19 protein-coding genes are annotated in these 21,583 nt (G+C 67.3%); 7 read left to right on the top strand and 12 right to left on the bottom strand.

Annotated elements, in window-relative coordinates; translation table 11 throughout:
* Positions 1-66: 66 nt before the first annotated feature.
* Entirely contained in the window at positions 67-450 is a 384-nt protein-coding gene (locus METY_RS01760; protein WP_103119665.1) for a hypothetical protein, read from the top strand.
* Here METY_RS01760 and METY_RS20990 read toward each other — a convergent pair.
* Complete coding sequence (locus METY_RS20990) at positions 447-614, bottom strand: hypothetical protein (RefSeq protein ID WP_160147289.1); 168 nt, start codon at positions 612-614, stop codon at positions 447-449. The two genes, METY_RS01760 and METY_RS20990, sit on opposite strands and share 4 nt — an antisense overlap.
* A gap of 655 nt (positions 615-1,269) precedes the next feature.
* Here METY_RS20990 and METY_RS01755 point away from each other — a divergent pair.
* Positions 1,270-2,382: an NADH:flavin oxidoreductase/NADH oxidase gene (locus METY_RS01755; RefSeq protein WP_103119664.1), complete on the top strand. Its 1,113-nt coding sequence runs from the start codon at positions 1,270-1,272 to the stop codon at positions 2,380-2,382.
* A 503-nt stretch (positions 2,383-2,885) separates the two neighbouring features.
* Positions 2,886-3,293, top strand: coding sequence for a hypothetical protein (locus METY_RS01750; RefSeq protein ID WP_103119663.1), 408 nt, complete (start codon positions 2,886-2,888; stop codon positions 3,291-3,293).
* 121 nt (positions 3,294-3,414) lie between these two features.
* Here the strand turns inward: METY_RS01750 and METY_RS01745 are convergent, their stop codons facing one another.
* Together METY_RS01745 and METY_RS01740 are read right to left on the bottom strand one after the other, a co-directional pair.
* Positions 3,415-4,953 (bottom strand): MFS transporter, encoded by a 1,539-nt coding sequence (locus METY_RS01745; protein WP_146035644.1) that lies wholly within the window; start codon positions 4,951-4,953, stop codon positions 3,415-3,417.
* A 42-nt stretch (positions 4,954-4,995) separates the two neighbouring features.
* The gene (locus METY_RS01740) at positions 4,996-5,847 is read right to left on the bottom strand and encodes an oxidoreductase (RefSeq protein ID WP_103119762.1); all 852 of its coding nucleotides are present in this window, start codon (positions 5,845-5,847) and stop codon (positions 4,996-4,998) included.
* A gap of 168 nt (positions 5,848-6,015) precedes the next feature.
* Between METY_RS01740 and METY_RS01735 the strand changes: the two genes are divergently transcribed.
* On the top strand, positions 6,016-6,882 hold the full coding sequence (locus tag METY_RS01735; protein ID WP_103119662.1) for a LysR family transcriptional regulator: 867 nt from the start codon (positions 6,016-6,018) through the stop codon (positions 6,880-6,882).
* A gap of 145 nt (positions 6,883-7,027) precedes the next feature.
* Here the strand turns inward: METY_RS01735 and METY_RS01730 are convergent, their stop codons facing one another.
* Complete coding sequence (locus METY_RS01730) at positions 7,028-7,633, bottom strand: GNAT family N-acetyltransferase (protein WP_160147288.1); 606 nt, start codon at positions 7,631-7,633, stop codon at positions 7,028-7,030.
* Positions 7,634-7,853: 220 nt separating this feature from the next.
* Here METY_RS01730 and METY_RS01725 point away from each other — a divergent pair, with 220 nt between their 5' ends.
* Positions 7,854-8,141 carry a hypothetical protein gene (locus METY_RS01725; protein WP_103119761.1) on the top strand — a complete coding sequence of 96 codons (288 nt, stop codon included), beginning with the start codon at positions 7,854-7,856 and terminating at the stop codon, positions 8,139-8,141.
* A 13-nt stretch (positions 8,142-8,154) separates the two neighbouring features.
* Here METY_RS01725 and METY_RS01720 read toward each other — a convergent pair whose 3' ends face one another.
* From METY_RS01720 to METY_RS01690, 7 genes are all read right to left on the bottom strand, one after another.
* A complete protein-coding gene (locus METY_RS01720) occupies positions 8,155-9,882 on the bottom strand; it encodes an ABC transporter permease (RefSeq protein ID WP_103119660.1) in 1,728 nt (575 codons plus the stop codon).
* Positions 9,875-10,945, bottom strand: a complete 1,071-nt coding sequence (locus METY_RS01715) for an ABC transporter ATP-binding protein (RefSeq protein ID WP_103119659.1) — start codon at positions 10,943-10,945, stop codon at positions 9,875-9,877. Before METY_RS01715 ends, METY_RS01720 begins: the two co-directional genes overlap by 8 nt.
* 22 nt (positions 10,946-10,967) lie before the next feature.
* Positions 10,968-12,074 (bottom strand): extracellular solute-binding protein, encoded by a 1,107-nt coding sequence (locus METY_RS01710; RefSeq protein WP_103119658.1) that lies wholly within the window; start codon positions 12,072-12,074, stop codon positions 10,968-10,970.
* A 203-nt stretch (positions 12,075-12,277) separates the two neighbouring features.
* Entirely contained in the window at positions 12,278-14,206 is a 1,929-nt protein-coding gene (locus tag METY_RS01705) for a sigma-54-dependent Fis family transcriptional regulator (protein ID WP_160147287.1), read from the bottom strand.
* A gap of 83 nt (positions 14,207-14,289) precedes the next feature.
* On the bottom strand, positions 14,290-15,780 hold the full coding sequence (locus tag METY_RS01700) for an aldehyde dehydrogenase family protein (protein ID WP_103119656.1): 1,491 nt from the start codon (positions 15,778-15,780) through the stop codon (positions 14,290-14,292).
* Between the two features lie 51 nt (positions 15,781-15,831).
* On the bottom strand, positions 15,832-17,100 hold the full coding sequence (locus METY_RS01695) for a D-arabinono-1,4-lactone oxidase (protein ID WP_103119655.1): 1,269 nt from the start codon (positions 17,098-17,100) through the stop codon (positions 15,832-15,834).
* Positions 17,101-17,102: 2 nt separating this feature from the next.
* Positions 17,103-18,224: an LLM class flavin-dependent oxidoreductase gene (locus tag METY_RS01690; protein WP_103119654.1), complete on the bottom strand. Its 1,122-nt coding sequence runs from the start codon at positions 18,222-18,224 to the stop codon at positions 17,103-17,105.
* Between the two features lie 303 nt (positions 18,225-18,527).
* Here METY_RS01690 and METY_RS01685 point away from each other — a divergent pair, with 303 nt between their 5' ends.
* Together METY_RS01685 and METY_RS01680 are read left to right on the top strand one after the other, a co-directional pair.
* Positions 18,528-19,028, top strand: a complete 501-nt coding sequence (locus METY_RS01685) for a flavin reductase family protein (protein ID WP_103119653.1) — start codon at positions 18,528-18,530, stop codon at positions 19,026-19,028.
* A gap of 25 nt (positions 19,029-19,053) precedes the next feature.
* Positions 19,054-20,298 (top strand): NAD(P)/FAD-dependent oxidoreductase, encoded by a 1,245-nt coding sequence (locus METY_RS01680; protein WP_103119652.1) that lies wholly within the window; start codon positions 19,054-19,056, stop codon positions 20,296-20,298.
* Between the two features lie 246 nt (positions 20,299-20,544).
* Here the strand turns inward: METY_RS01680 and METY_RS01675 are convergent, their stop codons facing one another.
* A complete protein-coding gene (locus METY_RS01675) occupies positions 20,545-21,534 on the bottom strand; it encodes an acetamidase/formamidase family protein (protein WP_103119651.1) in 990 nt (329 codons plus the stop codon).
* Positions 21,535-21,583: the final 49 nt, after the last annotated feature.

Raw genomic sequence — 21,583 nt, 5'->3', positions numbered from 1 at the left:
GGTCTGAAGCCTCAAACGTGGGGAACGGAGGCGAACGTCTATTGCGTGCCGGTCGTCCCAAATTTCATGACGACCTTCCAGTGGGCTCGGGAACTCCGCCGCAGCGGCTATCGCAGTTCGATTGCCGTCGTGTTTGTGATCCCGGACGGCGAGACCGTGAAGGTCGGTCGCTACAACGACGAGGGCAAATCGGTTTCAGCAGCGGAGGCCGTAGCGGCATTCATGAGCGCATCGGATCCCCTCGGTCTGGAGGTCCGCATTCCTCGCAGCATTGCGCCCCAGGAGCTGAGAGGCCTTCGGCCTGTGCCTCGTTTCGCCGGCTGGCGGTACTACCCAGGCGCCCACGGAAACCGCCCGTATTGGGCCGTGCCCGGAAGCATGAAGGCGAACAGGCTCCGCAAGAGCATCGAGAAGGCGCATGAAGACGCCGATCCGTGGAGCAAGCTCTAGTGCTCCGGGATCTCCGCAAGCGCCGCGTGCCGCAGCCCGCCGCTCGGCGTGCGGCCGCGATACTCCACCCCGACGCTGATCGTCTCGCCACCGTCCAGGCGACGGCGCAGGTCGCGGCTGGTGGCGGCCGCTGGGCCAACGATCTGCAGGGTCTTATATCCCACCGGCGCCGGTCCGGCATTGACGGGCGTCAGGAATCGCCCGCGACCGGATCCCCGCTGACACTTCGTCCTTGGCGCGATGTCCTTGGCGCTAACGATCGCTGGCCCATCGCCGTCGCTGGTCTCGGCAGCGCCAATTCTGCGCTAAATTGACGGGCGTCAGTTGAGGCGGATCGCTGCGCCCCTAACATTCCCTGAGACGGTCCAAGGAGACCGGGAATCATCGCTCTTTGAGGCGGGACCATGGACGAGGTAGCCGCCATGACGCGGTCCTCCGAGGCTGCTCAGGCGCCCGACACGGAAGTGCTGTTCCACCCCCACCGACCGGGCCCCTCAACCTGAGCGGTCGCATCGTCGTGGCTCTCGACGCGCTCGCGCGCTCGCCAGGCAATCCGGCTTCTGGCTGGCGGGCGGACCGCGCGGATTTCCGGGATCGAGGTCTCCGAAGAGCTTTCGGCGCTGTCCGAGGAATACCGCAACGACCACCTGCCCATCACGTTTCGGCAAGGCCTACGCGGCGAGATCGGCGTGGCCAATGATCCGCGTCTGTTCGTCGAAACTCGACTGTGGAGCACATAGCGCCTATCTCCGCCGACAGTCTCACGCCTTCAAAAGGGCTGACGCTTAGCGTCGGTCCTTCCGTATCAGGAAGCCTCCTTTGGCCCAGCCTCAGCTCTTCACGCCGATTTCCGTCGGCAAGCTCGAACTCGAGAACCGGATCGTTATTGCGCCGATGTGCCAATATTCGGCAGAGGACGGCCGCATGACGGACTGGCACGTTATCCATCTCGGCCAACTCGCGCTGTCGGGCGCCGCGTTGCTGACCATCGAGGCCACCGCCGTGCTCCCCGAGGGCCGCATCACCTATGGCGACGTCGGGCTCTACGATGACGCCACCGAGGCCGCGATGGGCAAGACGCTCGCCGCCGTGCGGCGCTGGTCCGACATGCCGATCGCAGTGCAACTCGCCCATGCCGGCCGCAAGGCCTCGACCGAGAAGCCGTGGCTCGGCGGCCATCACATTGCTCCGACGTCCCCGAACGGCTGGCGGACCGAAGCGCCGTCCGCGGTTCCCTTCGCCGACGGCGACACGCCGCCCCGGGCGCTCGACGCCGACGGGCTGAAGAAGGTCAGGGACGCCTTTGCGGCGGCGGCCGCCCGTGCGGGCCGGCTCGGCGTCGACGCCGTCCAACTCCACGGCGCGCACGGCTATCTGATCCACCAGTTCCTGTCGCCGCTCTCCAACCGGCGCGACGACGACTACGGCGGGTCGCTGGAAAACCGCATGCGGTTCCCGCTCGAGCTCTTCGACGCGGTGCGCGGGGCGTTCCCGGCCGAGCGTCCGGTGACCGTGCGCGTGTCCGCGACGGATTGGGTCGAGGGCGGCTGGGACGTAGAGCAGACGATCGCCTTCTCCAAGGCGTTAGAGGCGCGCGGCTGCGACGCGATCCACGTGTCGAGCGGCGGGCTGCATCCCGCCCAGAAGATTCCGGTCTCGCTCGGCTATCAAGTGCCGTTGGCGCGCGCGGTGAAGGCCGAGGTCTCAATCCCCGTGGTCGCCGTAGGATTGATCACCGGATACGAGCAGGCCGAGACGATCGTCGCCACAGGCGACGCCGACATGGTCGCGCTCGCCCGCACCATCCTCTACGACCCGCGCTGGCCTTGGCACGCCGCGGCCGAGCTTGGCGGACAGGTGCGCGCCGCCGACCAGTACCTGCGCTGCCAGCCCTCGCGACTGAAAGACCTGTTCGCGAAGCCCGCCGCTTGAGGGCGGGGGGAAGTTGATCATGGACCATGAAGTCCGCGCAAATATTCCCTAGCTTTCCGACGATTAGACCAACCTGCCTGAGCGCGCGCAGCTAGAGGGATGGCCGTCCAAAAGCGGTCTCTCCGGCTGTCCGCGACGGGTCAGAAACGGACTTCACTTCGTCCGCGATTGGACAGTCTGCATCGACGCCGCCAACGGAGGTGCAGCGATAAAATCGAACAAGCTTTCGACGCACCTCAAGCGCGATGACCCTGCGCGTTGTTGAATGCGGCGAGTGGGCCCCACGGCGCTCAGGAGCTCTGAAGCTAAGGCGGTTCGGTGAGGCGATGAACGTCGTTACGAGATCGAGCCGCGGCTTCACGAAGCAAACCACCTCCTGCATAGCGCCAGATTGACCGCCGCCGATCGGCCCGAGCCGAGCGACTTAATGCGGCTTCCCGCGGCTAAGCCGATCTTCTCCAGCCCCACTCGCCGGGCCTGATCAGTCCCGGCGACTGATCGCTGTGCGCCGCTGGCGGTCGGTCGAGCTGAAGGAGCCCGAGAACATCTGGATCGACCGGGAAGACGAGCTGCTGTCGCTGTGGCGACGCGAGGCGCCGCCGCTCGGCGACACCAAGCTCGCCCGCGAGATCCCGCATGCTCCTGATGAGCGTGACGCCGACCGGGACGAAGCACTGGGAAAGGCGGCGCGCGGCGACCTCGCGACGACGGTCAACGTTGCCATCACCGTGACCAACGCGGTCAAATGCGGACCGGCCAGCCGTACGCTCGACCTCGTCATGTCCGCGGTTTTCGCATGCGCCATTGAAGAGCAGCGCGGCGCGCCGGAGGTTTTCGAGAGCCTGATAATCCGGCTCACGGCCAAAGGCGTTGGGATCGACGCGCCGGTCAACTTCGGAGCCCGGCCGTGAGCTCGCTGCCGTCGGGTTGCCGCTCTTCAGCCAGCCGCTGACGGCGTCGCCGCCGCGATGGACCGAGGGTGTCGATGAAGGCCTTCGCCTCTGCTCGGCCGGCAGGACCGTGTGGAGCATCTCACGTCCGGGAAGGGCCCCTAGGCGCGCGGCGTGGAGGAGATCTCAAAACCGCCCCTGCCCCCTCGCCGTGCGAAGGAGGAGCCCGCCGAACGAGGGCGACGCTCAGAGCCACGCCTGCGGCGAGACAGAGGGCGATGCACAGGACCGCCACGATGAGCGCCCGCGTGATGGCGGCCGGATCGGATCGCGCCCCCAGCACCTCGTAGAAGATCCCGCCGATCACGGCGACGCTGAGCGCGGTGCTGACCTGCAGCGTCGAGCTCGCGATGCCGGCGATCATGCCGGAAAACGCCGGCGCGACCCGGCCGGTCACCATCCGCATCAGGGTCGGCAGCGCGAGCCCTTGCCCAAAACCGATGACGAACAGGATGACGGCGAGCGGCGTCGGCGCCGGATGCGCGCCGCTCAGCGTGGCCGCAAGGAGCCCGGCGAGACCCAGGAACCCGGCGACCTCCAGCCCCATGCCGATCGGATTGACATAGGCGCCGCAGACCCGTCGGAGGAAAGGCGTCGACAGCGGCCCGAGCAAGAAACCGGCGCCGAACGGCAGGAAGACGAGGCCCGCCTCCAGCGCCGTCACACGTAGCGCCTCCTGCAGGTAGACGGAGAGCAGCTGGAAAAAGCCGCCGATCGAATAGAACAGCAGCGCGATCAGCAGCGCGCGTCCCAATCCCGGCGCCCGCAAGGCGTCCGGGTCGAGCAGGGGCGCGCCGCCCGAGCGCGCCAGCCGGGTCTCATAACGCCAGAAGAGCCACGCCAGCAGCGGGGCGCCGGCCAGCGACAGCCAGGACCAGAGAGGCCAGCCCGCCTCACGCCCCTCGATCAGCGGCACGAGCAGCGCGCCGAGGGCCAGCATCGACAGCGCCATGCCGCCGGGATCGAGCCGGCGCGCGTCGCGGGCGCGCGTCTCTTTCAGCAGGGGCACGCCGAACAGCAGGACGAGCGCCGCGACCGGCAGGTTGATCAGGAAGATCGCCCGCCACCCAAGCCCCAGAAGATCCAACGCGATCAGCACGCCGCCCAAGGCCTGCCCGATCACCGCGGCCAGACCGAAGATCGCGCCATAGATGCCGAGGGCGAGCGGCTTCTCCCTCTCCGGGAAAATCGCCTGCACCGAAGCGAGCGCCTGGGGCGCCATCACGGCGGCGGTGACGCCCTGCAGCACCCGCCCGGCGACCAGCGCCCAGGGCGACCAGGCGAAGCCGCACAGCGTCGAGGCGGCGGCGAAGCCGATCAGGCCGAGAAAGAACACGCGGCCGCGACCGAACAGATCGCCGAGCCGCCCGCCGGTCGTGAGCGTCACGGCGTAGAGCGCGGCGTAGGAGGAAATGACGAGCTGCTCGGCGGAGGAGGAGGCGCCCAGGTCCCCCCGGATCGAGGGGAGCGCCACATTGACGATGAAGAAGTCGAGCGGCGGCAGAAACGCGCCGACCAGCAGGATCACGAACATCGTCCAGCGCCGCGGCTCAAGCAGGGCGTCGCCGTTCGGGACCAGAGCGGCCGTGGGGGCCGCGGCGTTACATGTCGTCGCGCTCATGTGCCTATTTCCGTTCTTGAACCTCAGCTTCGCCGCCGCCGATCAGTTCGGGCCGATTTGGCTGCGCGCGTCGAAGTCGGTGGCGATGGAGACGTCGCGCCAGGCGGCGAGGTCGGCGCGGAAGGAGTCCAGCTTCTGCTCCGCGATCGCATGGGCGCGCGGCCCGATCGGCAGGTGCAGCGGCGGCTGTTCCGCATCGACCGCCTGGAGCATCACGGCGACGGCTTTCGCCGGGTCGCCCGCCTGCCGGCCGTCATTGGTCTGACGGTACTGGCGTCTCGCCGGCACCGTCTCGGCGTAGGCGGAGATCTCCCGCGCCGCGGTGACCATCGACCGACCGAGAAACGCGGTGCGGAAGGGGCCGGGCTCGACGATGATCACGCGCACGCCGAGCGGACGAAGTTCCTGCGCAAGCGCTTCGGACAGTCCTTCGACCGCGAACTTGCTCGCGTTGTAGAAGCCGAACCCCGCGGACCCGGCGATCCCGGCGCCGGAGGAGAGATTGACGATGCGGGCGCCGGCGCGTTTGCGCAGCGCCGGCAGCGCGGCCCGGGTCGTCTCGATCAGGCCGAAGAGGTTCACTTCGAACATCGGGCGGTATTCGCCGGGCTCGCCCTCTTCGATCGCGCCGATGAAGCCGAAGCCGGCGTTGTTGACGAGGACGTCGAGGCCGCCAAACGCGCTTTCAGCCAGGGCTACGGCCTTTGCGGCGTCGCCGGCGCGGGTGACGTCCACCGAAATCGCTCGCACCGTCTCCGGATAGCGTTCGCACAGCGTTTTCGAGCTGTCGGTCGAACGGGCGGTGGCGACGAGGCGATCGCCTCGCGCGGCGACGGCTTCGGCAAGCTGCCGGCCGAGACCCGACGAGCATCCCGTGATCAGCCAAGTTTTCATCATGCTCTCCTTCAGCGCTGGCGCCGGGCGCGGCGTAAGCCGACGCGACAGCGGCCTGCGCGCCGCCTAGCCCAGCGGGGATGAGGCGCATGTAGGCGCATGGATTCGTTCGATAACTGACAGTATCGTACGATCCCTGTTCATTTCTGTGGGTCAGGCGGGTGTGCGATGGAATGGAGCGACGTCAGGATCTTTCTGGCCATAGCCCGCGCCGGCACGCTGGGCGCCGCCGCCCGGGCGCTTCATCTGAGCCATCCCACGGTCGGGCGCCGGCTCCGGGCGCTCGAAGAGGCTACTGGCCAGACGCTCTTCCAGAGGACCGCCGACGGTTTCGTTCCGACGGAGGAGGGAACCGCCGTCATCGCTCTGGCGGAGCAGATGGAGGAAAGCGCCCTGACCATTCAACGACGGCTCGCCGGCCAGGAGCAAAATCTCCAGGGGACTTTGCGCATATCTTCGGCCGACTGGTTCGGCGCCTACGTCCTGCCGCCCATCATCGACGATTACGCCAAGGCCTACCCGCACGTTGATCTGGAAGTTCTCACGGGCACCCGCCTCTTCAGCCTCGCGCAGCGGGAGGCCGACATCGCGTTCCGGATCGTTCCGTTCGACAGCCCCGACGTGGTGCAGCGCCGGCTGGTCCGTCTGCCCTATGGCGTCTACGTCGCTGCAGGCTCGCCTGAGCCGGCGTATGGAGATGGAGCCGGTTTCCGGCTCATCACCCACGACACCTCGACCGGGCAGTTCCCGGACATCGCCTGGCTCACCGAGAGCTTCCCGAACGCGAAGCCGCTCCTCCGGTCGAACAATCGGAACGTGCAGGGGCGGATGAGCCGCCAGGGCATCGGCGTCGCCGTCCTGCCGCAGGTGGTCGGAAGCCAGATAGCCGGTCTTCGCAAGCTTGATTTGCCCGTGGAGCCGCCCTCACGGGACATCTGGATGGGGTACCACCGGGACATTCGGCGCCTTCAGCGGCTGCGGGCCTTCATAAGCGTGGTGACCGATCATGTTGCGAGGACGACGCAGCAGCCGTGATTGCGCCGTCGGCGACCGAAGCCTGTGCGCAGGGCGGCGTCCGCGAGACGAGAAGAGCCTGCGGCGCCCGATACGGTCCAGTTACGTCGGACGGACGGATGTCCGATCAGACGTGCGGCGAGATCGCTGAAGCGGCGGCCTCAAGTCAAAGCGCCTTGGCTAAAACTTCAAACCGGAGGTTTGGCGCGATCGGGACCCCGAACCGGGTGTCAGCCGACGGGAAGGGCTCCGTCTGGCCGGTTCGGACGTAACCGCGCCGTTCGTACCAGTCGAGCAGGGCTTTGCGCGCGTCGATGACCGTCATCTTGATCGCCCGCCCGCCTCTTTCTCTGATCCAGTCTTCCGCGGCGCCGAGGAGCCGACGGCCGAGCTGGTTGTTCTGCAGCTTCGGATCGACGGCCAGCAAGCCGAGATACCAGACGTCCCCATCGGCGCCGGGCTCGACCCAAACGCAGCCTAGAACCTCGTCCTCGCTCTTGTAGACCAGCAAGAACGCCTGCGGCTTCGTCGCGATCTCGTCGCGGAGCGTCGCTTCGCTGATGCGATCCCCTGCAAGCAGCCCGATCTCGGTGGTCCACCCTGTTTCGCCGCCGGTCGCCCTGTAAGCACGGTTCAGCAATGAGACCACCGAAGCGATGTCCGTCTCGGAGGCGATGTTGATTTGCATGGTTGGCGTCAGATCGCTCGTGAGGGCGGCGGCAAAGGGATAAGCGGACGTGCATTGACGGCGCCGCCCGGCTTCAGATCCCATTCGAAACGGACTTCGCGGTCGTTTCGGGGCGGCCGTAAGCGCCTCGCGCCCGTGATCGCGCTCGTCCTCGGCGGACAAAGAAGTCATGCCAAATCGTCGCCGGAGCTCCCGACGGGGTGAGCTCCGCATCCGCCCTCACAATTGAACGACGACCGTTCAGTTCTGTCAGTTGCGGGCGAAGGCCAGTCGTTGCAAATGCCGCCCCATGACGAAGGCGACGATGATAGTGACCTGCAGCGGCGGCACCTATTTCGACCGCGATTATTATGTGGATGTTCACCTGGCGTTGGCGCTCGCGTGCTGGCGGCGGCACGGCCTGGAGAGCGCAGCCGCCTTCTTTCCCCGCGACGTCGACGCTCCGGATGTCGTCTCGGTCGGGATCTACCGGTTTCGTGACGAGGCCGCGATGCACGCGGCGCTCGCATCCGCCGAGACGGAAGCGGTCATGTCGGACGTCCCTCATTTTACGGACGCCACCGTGTCGCGCAGCGTCAGCATTCCGCTCTGATGCAGGTCGCCGCTCACGACGGATCGGTTGGGCGGCCCAGCCGGCCGCCGATCCGCGATGCGGCGACGACGATCAGCAGGCAGGCGACGGCGAGCAGGGTGAAGACGGCGTTCACAGTCGGGGTGAAGCCGAAACGCATCTGGTTGAACACCCAGATCGGCAGCGTTTGCGACGGCCCTGCCAGGAACAGGGTGACCATGACGTCGTCGGCGGACAGCGTCAGGCCGAGCAGCGCGCCGCTGGCGACGGCGCCGCGGATCAGCGGCAGCAGCACGAAAACGAAACTGCGCAGCCTGTCCGCGCCGAGATCGAGCGAGGCTTCCAGCAGCGACGGGTCCAGCCGCCGCAGACGCGCGAGCACCAGCATCATCGTGACGGGCAGCACGAAGCTCGACTGCCCGACGACGGTGCGAACGAGGCCGGACGGGATGCGCAGCATCTCGGTGCCAAGCACCATGACTATGCCGAGCACGACCCCGGGCATGGCGATGGGCAGGGCGATCGCGAATTCGCAGATCCGCGCGCCGGCCACCCGGCCATAGTGCAGCAGCAGCGCAAACGCCGTGCCGACGGTGGTGGAGACCGTGATCACGCAGACGGCGACGATCAGCGAGCGCTGGGCGGAAGCGATCAGGGGCGCGTTGGCGAGGAGGTCGAAGTACCAACGCAGACTCAAGCCGGCGAGCGGGAAGAGCTGCATCTTGCTGTCGTTGAAGGAGAAGAACGCCATGAGCGCGATCGGGGCGTAAAGGAAGAGTACGACCGCGGCGACGCCGATCGTCCCCGCGATCTTGAGCCAGCGGGCGCGAGGCGAGGCGGCGCGAGAGGGCGGCCGCGGGCCTTCGTCGCCCAGCACCACCCCGCGCTGCGGACAGGCCGCCATCAGGAGCCCGACGATCGCGCCGCAGCACAGCATGAGCACGATCGCGACGGCGGCGCCGTAGGGCCAGTTGTTCGCCATCCCGAACTGCGAGGAGATCAGAACGCCGATCGTGGTTCCGTCGACGCCGCCGATCATCGAGGGGGTCACGAAATCGCCGACGGTGATCAGAAAGGCGAGCGACACGCCGATCGCGAGGCTGCGGCGGGTGAGCGGCCAGACCACGTGCAGAAAGGTTTGCAGGCTCGACGCGCCGGAATCCTCCGAGGCTTCGAGCAGCGACTGGGGCAGCTTCTCGAAAGCGTTCAACGTGGCGATGAAGATGTAGGGGATGGCGATGTAGGTGAAGACCAGGATGACGGACACGGAGGTGTAGAGAAACGCCTCGGACGGCCGGTCGAGGACGCCGCTCGAGACCAGGAAGCTGTTGAGCAGGCCGGACTGGCCGAGGATCAGCCGCCACGCGAAAACGCGCATCAGCAGACTGATCCACAGCGGCACAAGGATGAGAGTGACGATCAGCGCCTTGTTGCGCCTGACGACCCGGCCGACGAAAAAGGCGAGGGGATAGGCGATCAGGGCCGCGATCGCGCTCGCGAGGAGGCTGAGCTTCAGGGTGCGCCCGAGCAGGGTCCAGAACCCGGACGAGCCCCAGAGCCGTTGGTAGTTCACCAGCGACGGATCGAACGCGATGAAGCCGTTCGAGATGCGCATGAGGCTGCATCCGATCAGCAGCGCGTTCGGCAGCAGCACGATCACCGCGAGCCAGACCCAGACCGGCAGATTGACGAGGCGCGCGATGCGCGGTCGCGGAAGCGCGGGCGTGCTCATGCCGGTCGCCGCGGCCGACTGATCAACCATGGAAGACCCGCGCGTTGCTGAGGTCCATCGTCACGCTGACCGGTTGGCCGCGTGACAGCCCGTTCGTCCGCGCCGCGGGGACGCTCGCGATGAGGTTGAGCCCTTCGCAGCGGACGTTGATCTCGAGGTTGGTGCCCAGAAACAGGACGTCCTCCACCACCCCTGGGAGGTCCCCCGCGCCTGCGGCGACGGGGGCGACGCGAATGGCCTCGAAGCGCAGGGCGAGACGGGCGGGCCCGGCCTTCGGGGACCTCAACCGCGGGAACCGCGAGCCGCCGATCACCGCGACCGGACCGTCGTCGTCCGACTGGAAGGTCACGGGGATGAGATTGGAGCGACCGACGAACTGGGCGACGAACTCGGAGGCCGGCTCGAAATAGAGCTCTTCCGGCGTGCCGAGTTGGGCGATCCTGCCCTCCTTCATCACGGCGACCCGGTTGGACATAGACAGCGCCTCGCCCTGGTCGTGCGTCACGTAGACGAAGGCGATCCCGAGATCCTTCTGCAGCGAAACCAGCGTGTGCTGCATCTGCTGGCGGAGCCGCAGGTCGAGGGCGCCAAGCGGTTCGTCGAGCAGGAGAATCCGTGGCCGGCAGACGATCGCGCGCGCGAGCGCTACGCGCTGCCTCTGGCCGCCGGACAGCTGATGCGGCAGCCGGTCGGCGTAGTCCGCCATGTCGACCAGAGAGAGCGCGTCCACCGCTTTGGCGGCGCGCTGCGGACGGTCCATACGGGCCATCCGCAGCGGATATTCGACGTTGCCCCGAACAGTGAGGTGCGGGAACAGGGCGTAGCTCTGGAAGACGGTGCGAACGTCGCGCTTGAACGGCGGCACGTGGGTGATGGGCTCGCCGTCCATCACCACCCGGCCCCTGTCGGGGGTCTCGAAGCCCGCGATCATCCGCAGCAGCGTCGTCTTGCCTGAGCCGCTCGGACCTAGGATGGAGAAGAATTCCCCCCTCGCGACCTGGAACGACACACGGTCGAGAGCGGGTTTCTTCCCGCTCTCGTAGGTCTTGTCGACCCCATCGAGCGCCAGCAACGGCGGTTCCGCCAGGCTCATCTCGCTCTCCCGCCGCCGGCCTTCAGAGAGTGCCGGACTTGAAGTCGTTCCAGATCTGGAGCCGCCGATCGAGATCCTCGTTCTTCTGGAAGACGACAAGTTTCTCCCAGAACGAGGGGTCTTCGGCGTCGAGCAGGTTGGTGATCTTGATCGTTTCGTCCTTCACGCCCGCGGTCCGGGCGACGTCCGCGCTGAGCACGCCGTTGTTGGTCGAGCTCGTGATGAAGCGTGATTGCCATTCCGGCGTCAGATTGTCGTTGAGGAACTTATAGACGATCGGGCGATTGCCCTTTGCCGAGACGCCGGCGCAGTCGATCCAGGTGGGCGTGCCTTCCTTCGGCAGCGAGTACTTGAAGTTCTTGCCTTTTTGCTGCAGCGACGTCACCACGGCGACGTTCTGGCAGTAGCCGATGACGGCGTCGCCGGCGGCGTAGATGGTGGAGGCGTCGTCGAAGCCGCGCGCGATCACGCGGATCTGCTTGCGGAGCGAGCGCAGCGCGTCTTCGCACTTCTTGAATTCGTCGTCGGTCAGATTGAACGGGTCTTTGGCCCCGACATGCAGCGCGATCATCGGGAAGGTCAGCGAGCAATCGTCGAACAGGTTGACCTTGCCCTCGTAGGCAGGGTCCCAGAGGACGGACCAGCTATCGGTCGCCTTCACCACGTCGGCGTCGTACATCAGCGGCTGGGTGCCCCAATTGTAAGGAACAGCCTGCACCTTGCCGTCGATGCTCGCGTACTTCTTCCAGTCGAGCTTCGGCGTGATGTTCTTCGCGTTCGGGACCTGCGAAACGTCGAAATCGACGATCAGGCCGCCGGCTTTGAAGCGGGCGAGCGAACCGGTCTCGATGTACATGACGTCCGGGTGAACCGCGCCGGAGAACGGCTGCTGGAAGAGTTCGTCCTCGGAGCCGATCCGGATCGCCTGGACCTTGGCGTTGTTGGCCCGGCCCCACTCCTCGAGCCACGGATCGTCGTGATAGGTTTCCCAGGTGAGCAGCACGATCGTGTCGTCCGCCATCGCCGGGCGGATGATGGAGGGCATCGCAAGCGCGACGGCGGCGCCCGCGGCGCCCGCCTTCAGGACCGATCGGCGGTCGAGCCTCGGTTGGGCAATGCTGTCTGACATCGGCGCCTCTCAGCTTTCAAGGGTGGACGTTGGGAGCGTGCGCAAACCCCGTGCCACGCCTCCTGTGCAGCTGAGCAGATCTTGAGCGCGGTGAAGATTGAGGCGGCTTCGCTAGCCGGATCCCGCAAGCGCGTCCGCCGCCGACGTTTCAGGATCGGACGAGGAGTCTCGCGGGTGCGACACCGAGATCGCCTGATGAGCGTTCAACGCTGACGCCCAGGGACCTCGAGCTGGTGCTGCCGGAGCTTTCGGTAGAGGGTCGCCCGGCTGATCTTCAACGCGCGCGCGGACCGCGTGACGTCGCCGTCATGCGCCACGAGCGCCTCTTCGATGACCCGCCGCTCGGCGAGCGCCACGGCCCCGCGGGCTGTGTCGGGGGTCTCGCTGCCGGGAGAGGCTGGCTGAGCGCATCCGACGGCGGCGTCGAGCATCAGATCGTCCACCGTCACCTCGGGGCCCTCCGCCACAAGCGCGGCGCGCTGGAGCACGTAGCGCAACTCGCGTACGTTGCCGGGCCAGGGATGAGCCAGGAGCGCAGTCAGAGCCTCGCACGAGAGGTCGAGCGGGCGGTCGGCGCGCGCCAGCGCGAAGAGCCTGCGTATGAGCGCCGCGGCGTCCGTGCGCTCGCGCAGCGGGGGGAGCGTCACCACGACCGCCGCAAGGCGGTGATAGAGGTCGGCCCGGAACGCGCCTTCGGCGATCCGGCTCTTCACGTCGTGGTTGGTTGCGGCGATCACCTGCAGGTCGATCTGTCTCGGCTTGCCGGAGCCGAGCGGCGTGACCTCGCCCGTCTCCAGAACCCTGAGAAGCCGTGTCTGGAGCGCAAGCGGCATGTCTCCGATCTCGTCGAGAAACAGCGTGCCGCCGTCGGCGTCCACGAGGCGGCCGGGATTGCCCTCGCGCCGCGCGCCCGTGAAGGCGCCGGAGCCGTAGCCGAACAGTTCGCTGTCGATCAGGCTCTCCGGAACCGCGGCGCAGTTGAAGGCGACGAAGGGCTTGTCCCGCCGGTCGCCCTCGCGGTGCAGGGCGCGGGCGAGCGTGTCCTTGCCGACGCCTGTCTCGCCTAAGACCAAGATGGGCAAACGACTGCCGACGACCCGCCGCAGAAGGCGGAGCTGGCCGGCCATGCGCGGGTCGGCGCCAAGGCATGCCTCGACGGTCGGTTCCACGGCGACATCGGCCGGCTCGGGCCGCTTGAACGGCTTCGTAGGTTTCGGCGTCGCCGCCCTCGCCACGGCCGCGCCGGGCCGCCGCCCCTGGAAGCTGAACTCGGTCTCCTCGTCGTTGCGCCGAAGACGGATGCGGCCGGCCTCGCCCGCCAAGGCGGCCCCGTCGCCGTCGAAGAGATCCCAAAGCTTCCGCGGCCGGAGCGCGCCCTCGGAGAGTTGAAGCCAGCGCCGCGCCGAGGCGTTCGCGCCGACGAGGTTGTGCTCGTCGTCGACGGCGAGCAGCAGAGACCCCGAGGCCCCAAACGACGCCAGCAACGCGTTGCTGCGAAACTGCCGCCGGAACAGCTGGTTGCCGAGACGCTCGGCTACTTTCGACACCAACCCGCAGGCAAGCCGGAACGCGCCTTCCGAGACATCCGGGTTTCCGGTGGTGAAGTTCAGCACACCCATCATCTCGCCGTCGGGCGCCATCACCGGCGCGGCGCAGCAGGAGAGATGGGCAAAGTGGCGAAAGAAATGCTGATCCTTGAAGACCTGGACCGGGCGACGTTCGACGACGCAGGTGCCGACGCCGTTGGTCCCCGCGACGCCCTCAGCCCACAGGGTCCCCGCCCGCTCGACCTCGTGGTAGTTTCCGAGGGAGCGGTCCGACCGATAGTAGAGGATGAGCCCCACCATGTCGGCGAAGCTGACGCTGAAGCTCGCCGCCGAGAGCGGCTCGGCGACCTGGTAGATCTCCTCCTCGACGATCGCCAGCACTTCCTCGAAGGGTTCACGGTGCTGCGTCAGCTCGGGTCCTGTTAGCGTCGTCACCGGCTGGCCCGAAAGCGGGTCGAGGCGGTAACGGTCGACGCAGCGCCGCCATGAGGCGGCGACGTCATAGCTGTCCGCAGGCAGGGCGACGGCGGCCGAAGCGGCGGTCCGGACCGCGCGCGACGCGGCATAGCCAAGCGTGTCAGCCATCGGAGCCCTCATAGCGCTGAGATGCGACTATTTTGGGCTCCGCCTGTCGGCGCCGTCAAGTTGAGCAGCTGCGCCAGGTCGCCTTAGGCGAGCTTCATCACCACTGACTTTGTCTGGAGGTATTCGTCCACATGGTGGAGGCCGGACTCCCGGCCGTACCCGCTCGCCTTGTAGCCACCGAACGGGACCACCGGATCCAAGCCGCCATAGGTGTTGACCCAGACGGTGCCGGAGCGAATGGACTTCGCCATGCGGTGCGCCGTCGCGACATTCTGCGTCCATACGCCGCCGCCGAGACCGAAGGGCGTGGCGTTCGAGATCCGGGCCGCCTCCTCGATCGTGTCGAAGGGGATCGCGGAGGCGACCGGACCGAAGATCTCCTCCTGCGCCACCCGCATGTCATTGTGGACGCCGGAGAGCACCGTGGGCTCGACGAAGAAACCGTCCTTGAGTTTGCCCTCCGTCAGACGCGCCCCGCCGGCGGACGCCACGGCGCCTTCTTCAAGGCCGATGCCGATGTAGTCGGTCACGCGGTCGAGCTGCTTTGCGTTGACCACCGGGCCAATCTGCGTCGCAGGGTCCATTCCGTCGCCGACCTTGAGGGACTTGGCGTAGGCCGAGACGCGCGCGACGAACTCCTCGTAGATCGGGCGTTCGATCAGCAGCCGCGTGCCGGCGCAGCAGATCTGGCCGGTGTTGGCGAAGACGCCCATGCCGGCGCCGGCGACCGCCGCCTCCATGTCGCAATCCGCGAAGATCACGTCCGGCGACTTGCCGCCGAGCTCCAGCGTCACGCGCTTGATGTTGCTCTTGGAGGCTTCGATGATTTTGCGGCCGGTGACGTCGGAGCCCGTGAAGGCGACCTTGTCGACGTCCATATGCGCCGCCAGCGCCGCGCCTGCCGTGTGGCCGAAGCCGGGGACCACGTTGACGACGCCTGAGGGCACGCCGGCCTCCAGCAGCAGCTCGCCCAGCCGCAGCGCCGTCAGCGGCGCGTCCTCCGCCGGCTTCAGCACCATCGTGCAGCCGGTCGCGAGAACCGGGCCGAGCTTCCAGATCGTCGAGGTCAGCGGCGCGTTCCAGGGCGTGATCGCGCCCACCACGCCGATCGGCTCCTTCAGCGTGTAGCTGAAGACTTCGCCGGGGAACGAGTTTGGCAGCGTCTCGCCGTGGATGGTGGTGCACATGCCGGCGTAGAACCGGATCATGCCGAGAGCGCGGGTCTTGCGCGCGCGCGCGAAGGTGATCGGCGCGCCCATGTCGAGCACGTCGGTGCGCGTCAGCTCCTCGAAATGCTTGTCTACGAGGTCGGCGAACTTCAGCAGGCACTCCTGCCGCTGGAAGGGCGTGAAGCGGCTCCACGGGCCCTCGAAGGCGCGGCGCGCGGCGGCGACGGCGATCTCGATGTCCGCCGCGTCGCCCTCGGCGACGTCCGCGAGAAGTTCGCCGGTCGCTGGGTTGCGGGTCTCGAAGGTGCGGCCGGCCTGCGCGTCCACATGCTTGCCGTCGATGATCAACTGCTTTGTCGGGACGCCGGCGGGCTCGGCCGCCGCGACGCTGAGGCTCATGGTCATGATTGTTCCAGTCGGTTCGGGCGCGCGTCGTCGTTCAAGCGACGGCCCTGATCAGGCGAAGAGAGCCCGGAGGTGGTCGTTCAGGAACATGCCGTCGGGGTCGATCTCGCGACGGATCTTCTTGAAGGCGTCGTAGCGCGGGTAGAGCCGCTCGAGCCGCTGCGGGGACATGAAGTGATGCTTGCCCCAGTGCGGACGGGCATCGTACCGGTCGAGGATTTCGTCCATCTCCTTGAGCATGCCCCAGCTCCAGTGCTCCAGCGGCCCGGAGATCGACAGCGCGTAGCCGGCGCGGTCCGCGTAGGCGCTGAGATAGCTGTCGTCGGCCTTCACCGGGCGGCACTCCACCGGGTAGATCGCCTGCGGATACTTCGCGATGAAGCGCTCGCGGACCTCCGCGAAGGCCTCCTCGAAGCGTTCGAACGGCACGGCGTATTCGATTTCCCGGAAGTTCGGGATGTAGGGGTTGGGGAAGATCATCGAGCTGTGGCCGAACTGTTCCCCCGGCTGCAGCTCGGGCGCGGGCTCGTCCACGGGCACGGCGTTGTAGGTGCGCATGTGGCAGATGTCGTGGTCCCGCGTCGCCTGCGACGGCACCACCCCGCCCGGCAGCACATAGAGCTCCGCCGACGCTTTGCGGGGGAGCCAGAAGAACCAGAACGTCCGGTTGTCGGCGAGCCGCTGGTGCAAACCCTCGAGGCAGTCTTCGACGTCCGTGTTCCAGGATCGCTTGTGGATGTTGTAGGACGGGACGGCCTGGATGGTGAGCGACACGATCAGCCCGAACATGCCGATCGAGGCGCGGAACGCCTTGAACAACTCCCCGTCCTTTTCCTGGGACAGATCGAGGAACTCGCCGTCCGCCGTGACGATCCGCGCGGCGATCATCTGCATGGACATGCAGGGCAAGGTGACTCCCGCCCCGTGCGTCGCGGTCATGATCGCGCCGGTCACGCTCTGCGTGTCGATGTCGCCCTGATTGTTGAGCGACATGCCGACCGTGCGGAGGTACCGGCTCAAGTCCCCGACGCGGATGCCCGGCTGGACCGTGACTTGGAGCTTGTCCCGGTCCACGGCGACGACCTGGTTGAAGGCGTCGAAGTCGACATGGACGCCCGGCGTCGGCACGACGGCCGGATTGGAGTGCCCGGCGCCGCTCGCGCGGATGGGCAGGCCGAGCTTGCGCGCGGCGAGCACGATCGCGCGGACGTCCTCCTCCGACCGCGGCCGCGCGGTGTAGGCGGGCACGAAATACTGCTCGCCGAACCAGTTGACCCAGAGCTTGCCCGGCTGGAGCAGACCCGTATCCGTGCTCAGCATGCTCAGGCCCCCGCGGCGCGCTTCAGTTCGACGGGCTCCGCCTCGAGCGTCGCATTCACCCGCGGCATGACCTCCCTGGCGAGGAGCTCCATCGAGCGCCGCATCACGGCTTTGTCGCTCCAGTCATGCGACGTCATCATCAGAGTTTCGAACGGTCCGACCTCTTCGCGCAGCGCCAAGATCTTGCCCGCGACGGTCTCCGGGCTTCCGTAGATCACGAAGTTGTCCCGAACCAATTCATGGGTGATCGTCTCCGGCGGCGTGTCGACGAAGGGCGCGAGCAGGGCCGCCGAGCCCATGCGGGCGTAAACCTGGAACATGTAGTCGTAGTACCAGTCATAGGCTCCGCCCGGCGTCTTGACGTAAGCTTCAGCCTCCGCGTCGGTCGGCGCGACGAAGATGCTGCGCGCCACCCGCCAGTCTGCGCCGTCCGGCGTCTTGCCGAGCTTGGCCATCTCGTCGCAGTAGGTGTCCCAGTGGGTCTTCACGACCCAGGAGGCGACGAAGTTCGCCGAGATCGGCATCAGGTCCTCCCGAGCCGCCACCCGGATCGATCCGGAGTTCGGACTGCTGACGGAGACGGCGAGCTTCGGGTGCGGCTTCTGCAGCGTCTTCGGAAGCGGCCCGACGCCGAGATCCGGCCAGAGCATATCCTTGAGCTGAACCTTCCAGAACGTGCCCTGGACGTCGTAGGGCGGGTCGGACGCCCAGATCCGTTTCATGATGGAGAGCGAGTCCAGCATCATCGCAGTGCGGTCGGCCTTCACGAGATCGAAGATCTCGAAGTCCGACCCGAGGCCGCCGGTCCCAACGCCAAGGATCAGCCGGCCCTTCGTCAGATGGTCGAGCAGGGCGACATGGGACGAGAGTTGCGCGGGATGATAGATTGGAAGCGAGACCACGCCCGTGCCGAGCTTCATGTTCTTCGTCTGCGCAGCGATATGCGCAAGAAAGATGAGCGGCGAAGAGATCTGCTCGATCTCTGACGAGTAATGCTCGCCGATCCAGCCCTCCTCGAAGCCGAGTTCATCGGCGAGCTTGAAGGCCTCGATGTCTTCATCGAGCGTTTCCGGATAGTCCCGGTTCATCGCGTGCATCGGCATCATGAACAGTGAGAGCTTCAAGGCGGCGCCTCATTGCTTAGGAGGTGGTCCGACCGCCGGCCGCAAGAGCCATGCCAGCGGGACCGCGGCGTCCCCTCCGACGCGGTCCAACCCGTTGCTTTTCCTGAGGGACCGGCCGCGCGTGCTCCAAGGCCGCGCCGGGGATGAAGCGGAACGAGCGCGGCCCAACCGCGCGACGTCTCAGATCAGCGACAGCGCTCGCCTCAGCGTCGAGACGAAGCGCGCTCCCACGCTTCAGCGGCGGCGGAGGGCTGCGATGGCACGGCGTTTGCCGACGGAGCGGCTGCGGCACAGGAGCCTTCGATGACCGATCCCTCAGAGTTCAAACGCGGCATGCGGCGGCTCGCCTCGGGCGTGTCCGTCATCACAACGATAGAAGGCGGCGTTCCGCACGGCTTCGCGGCGACGGCCGTGACCTCGGTGGCGGCCGAACCACGGCCGACGCTGCTGATCTGCGTGAACCGCCAGGTCTCCTGCCACGACGTGATCGGCCGCGCCGGAGTGTTCTGCGTGAACCTGCTCGCCGAAGACGACGTCGACACCGCGCGGCTCTTCAGCGCCTCGGAGCACCGTCACCGGCGCTTCGTCGAGACCGCGTGGCGACCGCTGACGACGGGCGCGCCGGCGCTCGCAGGCGCCCTCGCGAGCTTCGATTGCGCGATCGCCGAGGCCATGCCTGTCGAGAGCCACACCCTCTTCATCGCGACCGTCGTGGACATGACGATGGGCGGCGACGAAGCCCGCCCGCTGCTCTACGCGGGCGGCCGCTTCGACGCGCTGCGCTCCGCGGCGGCGCCGGCATGAGCGGCCGCATCGAAGGAGAGCAATCATGAAGGTCGTGGTCATCGGCGGCGGCGCCGTCGGGGTGGCGTCCGCAAGCTTCGCGCTGAGAGACGGCCATGAGGTCACGCTGATCGAGCCGGGAGGCATCGCCGAGGGCGCGAGCTTCGGCAACGCCGGCTGCCTCAACGCCTCCTCGGTCGTGCCGATGTCGATGCCGGGCAACTTGTCCAAGATTCCCGGCTGGCTGCTCGACCCGCTTGGACCGCTGTCGATCCGCTGGGCTTACGCGCCGAAGGTCGCGCCGTGGATCTACCGTTTCCTCAAGGCAGGCTCCCCCGATCGTGTCGCGGCCCAAGCCGCCGCGCTCGCCGGCCTGTTGCGCGACAGCTATGGGTCCTATCGGCCGCTGGTGACGAACGCCGGCGCGGAAGCGCTGTTGAGGCGCCAGGGTCATCTGGTCGTCTACCGCTCCCAGGAGGATTTTGACGGCGACGCTCTCGGCTGGCGCCTGCGGCGCGACAACGGGATCGCTTTCGAGGTGCTGACCCGCGACGCTCTCTGGCAGCAGGAGCCCAGCCTCTCCCGCGAGTACCGCATTGGCGTCTTCGTGCCCGACAACGGGCATACGGTGAACCCCAACCGTCTGATCTCCCGGCTCGCCGAGGCGTTCGTTCGCGACGGCGGCACGATCGAGCGCACGCGTGCGGTCGGGTTCGATCTTGAGGGAGACCGACTGCAGGCGGTGCGCACGGCTGGCGGCCGCCTGGAGGCTGACCGTGCGGTGGTCGCGGCCGGCGCGTGGTCCAAGCCGCTCGCGAAGCAACTCGGCGACGACGTGCCCCTCGACACGGAGCGCGGCTATCACATCGTCATCAAGGATCCGGAGATCGCGCCGCGCTCATCGATCCTCGACGCGACCGGCAAGTTCGTCGCCACGTCGATGGAGACGGGCCTTCGCCTGGCCGGCACCGTGGAGTTCGCCGGACTCGCCGCGAAGCCCGACTGGCGTCGCGCCCGGATCCTGCTCAATCTCGGCCAGCGGCTTTTTCCGGGGTTGAGGCGCGACTATCCGGAAGAACGCCTTACCCAGTGGATGGGCTTCCGGCCCAGCATGCCGGACTCCTTGCCGGTGATCGGCCGCGCGAGCCGCTCGCGCGACGTCGTCTACGCCTTCGGCCATGGGCACATCGGCCTGGCCTCGGGCGCGAGGACCGGAGAGGTGGTGGCGGACCTGCTCGCTGACCGAGCGCCCACAATCCCCATCGAGGCCTTCTCGCCGACGAGGGCGTAACGGGTCTTCCGCCGGCGGGCGTTGGCGCTTGAGAGCGAGCCTTCCTGCTTTGCGAAGGCCGGCAAGCCGCAGCTCATAAGTTCCCAGCAGTCCAAGGCGCCTGCTGGGGATCTCGGGACGTTCCGCTTCGAAGCACGAAGCGGCGTTACGCGCACGCCACCCCGAGGCTCAGTCTTTCACCGGCGCCAAGGACGCCGAAGAACCCGGTCGCGTCCTTGCCTGGCCGGAGCGACGGGGGAGGCTCCGTCAGATCAGCAGCGTCTTGGAGATCGAGGCGCCGAGCGTGTATTTCGGGTCGACCATGTTCCCGACCCTGAGCTTTCCGGCCTGGGTCAGCAGCATGTAAGCCTCGAGTTCGTCGTAGCCGTAATCAGCCGCCATCCAGCGAACGAGTTCGCGATAGGCGATGCGTGCGGCGTCCTCCATCGGACGGCCGGAGCCGATCGTCATGATGAGGTCCTTCGTCTCGAGCCGCGGCCAGCGGAAGGTCCAGTTCTTGATCAGGTCGATCTGGATCGTCGTGACCGTCGGATGCTCGATCGCGAAGCCGCAGAGCTCGCCGTCGCCCTGGGTGGCGTGGCAGTCGCCGAGATAGAGCAGACCGCCGGGCGCATGCACCGGCAGGTAGATCACGGCGCCCGGGCCGACGTCCGGGAGGTCCATGTTGCCGCCGTAGTAGTCGGGGACGAGCGAGGAGATCGCCTCGATTTCGGGCGAGGTCCCGATCGTGCCGATGAAGGGCTCATAGGGCAGCGTGATCTTGTCGTTCCAGACCACGCCCTTTTCGGGCGTCACCTCGAGCTTCTTGACGATCTCGGGCAGCGGCGGATTGAGGATCGCGGTGTCGCCCGTGCCCACGAGGCCGCCGAACTCCGGCATGATGCAGGTCGTGCCGACCGGCTGGGGACCGCGCGGGACGATCTTGTGAATATAGACCGCGAGGCAATCGCCCTTTTCGGCGCCGTTGACGTAGATCGGCCCGTTCTGCGGATTGAGGAACGGGAAGTTCAGGATCTCGCTCGGGCTGTCGCTCTCGGTTTTGATCTGCCCTTCCATCGCGTCGTGGGTCTCGGCCGAAACCACCGCTCCGGGATCGACCCGGAGCTTCGGCTCTGCGTAGGGGCCGTAAACGTAGTGATACTTGCCCTGAGACTCTTCTGTGATCGAGAAGGTCCGCCCGGGGCGCCCCTTCGCTTCGCCGCGCGCCGCCATGATCGACGTGTCGAGCCAGTTCATTGTGCCGTTCTCCTGGGGAGGACGGGCTGGCGTCGATGGCAGCCGGCGT

The sequence above is a fragment of the Methylopila sp. Yamaguchi genome, from assembly GCF_002897035.1.
Classification (GTDB): domain Bacteria; phylum Pseudomonadota; class Alphaproteobacteria; order Rhizobiales; family Methylopilaceae; genus Methylopila.
This window is presented reverse-complemented; position numbering and strand designations above follow the sequence as displayed.

What these genes read in the sequence shown, in the direction of transcription:
- METY_RS01720 (WP_103119660.1), bottom strand. Translation starts at nt 9,882, where the DNA reads ATGGTTGATCAGTCGGCCGCGGCGACCGGCATGAGCACGCCCGCGCTT.
- METY_RS01730 (WP_160147288.1), bottom strand. Translation starts at nt 7,633, where the DNA reads ATGGGATCTGAAGCCGGGCGGCGCCGTCAATGCACGTCCGCTTATCCC.
- METY_RS01695 (WP_103119655.1), bottom strand. Translation starts at nt 17,100, where the DNA reads ATGCTGAGCACGGATACGGGTCTGCTCCAGCCGGGCAAGCTCTGGGTC.
- METY_RS01680 (WP_103119652.1), top strand. Translation starts at nt 19,054, where the DNA reads ATGAAGGTCGTGGTCATCGGCGGCGGCGCCGTCGGGGTGGCGTCCGCA.
- METY_RS01740 (WP_103119762.1), bottom strand. Translation starts at nt 5,847, where the DNA reads ATGAAAACTTGGCTGATCACGGGATGCTCGTCGGGTCTCGGCCGGCAG.
- METY_RS01735 (WP_103119662.1), top strand. Translation starts at nt 6,016, where the DNA reads ATGGAATGGAGCGACGTCAGGATCTTTCTGGCCATAGCCCGCGCCGGC.
- METY_RS01725 (WP_103119761.1), top strand. Translation starts at nt 7,854, where the DNA reads ATGATAGTGACCTGCAGCGGCGGCACCTATTTCGACCGCGATTATTAT.
- METY_RS01705 (WP_160147287.1), bottom strand. Translation starts at nt 14,206, where the DNA reads ATGGCTGACACGCTTGGCTATGCCGCGTCGCGCGCGGTCCGGACCGCC.
- METY_RS01710 (WP_103119658.1), bottom strand. Translation starts at nt 12,074, where the DNA reads ATGTCAGACAGCATTGCCCAACCGAGGCTCGACCGCCGATCGGTCCTG.
- METY_RS01715 (WP_103119659.1), bottom strand. Translation starts at nt 10,945, where the DNA reads ATGAGCCTGGCGGAACCGCCGTTGCTGGCGCTCGATGGGGTCGACAAG.
- METY_RS01700 (WP_103119656.1), bottom strand. Translation starts at nt 15,780, where the DNA reads ATGACCATGAGCCTCAGCGTCGCGGCGGCCGAGCCCGCCGGCGTCCCG.
- METY_RS01760 (WP_103119665.1), top strand. Translation starts at nt 67, where the DNA reads ATGACGACCTTCCAGTGGGCTCGGGAACTCCGCCGCAGCGGCTATCGC.
- METY_RS01685 (WP_103119653.1), top strand. Translation starts at nt 18,528, where the DNA reads ATGACCGATCCCTCAGAGTTCAAACGCGGCATGCGGCGGCTCGCCTCG.
- METY_RS01675 (WP_103119651.1), bottom strand. Translation starts at nt 21,534, where the DNA reads ATGAACTGGCTCGACACGTCGATCATGGCGGCGCGCGGCGAAGCGAAG.
- METY_RS01745 (WP_146035644.1), bottom strand. Translation starts at nt 4,953, where the DNA reads ATGAGCGCGACGACATGTAACGCCGCGGCCCCCACGGCCGCTCTGGTC.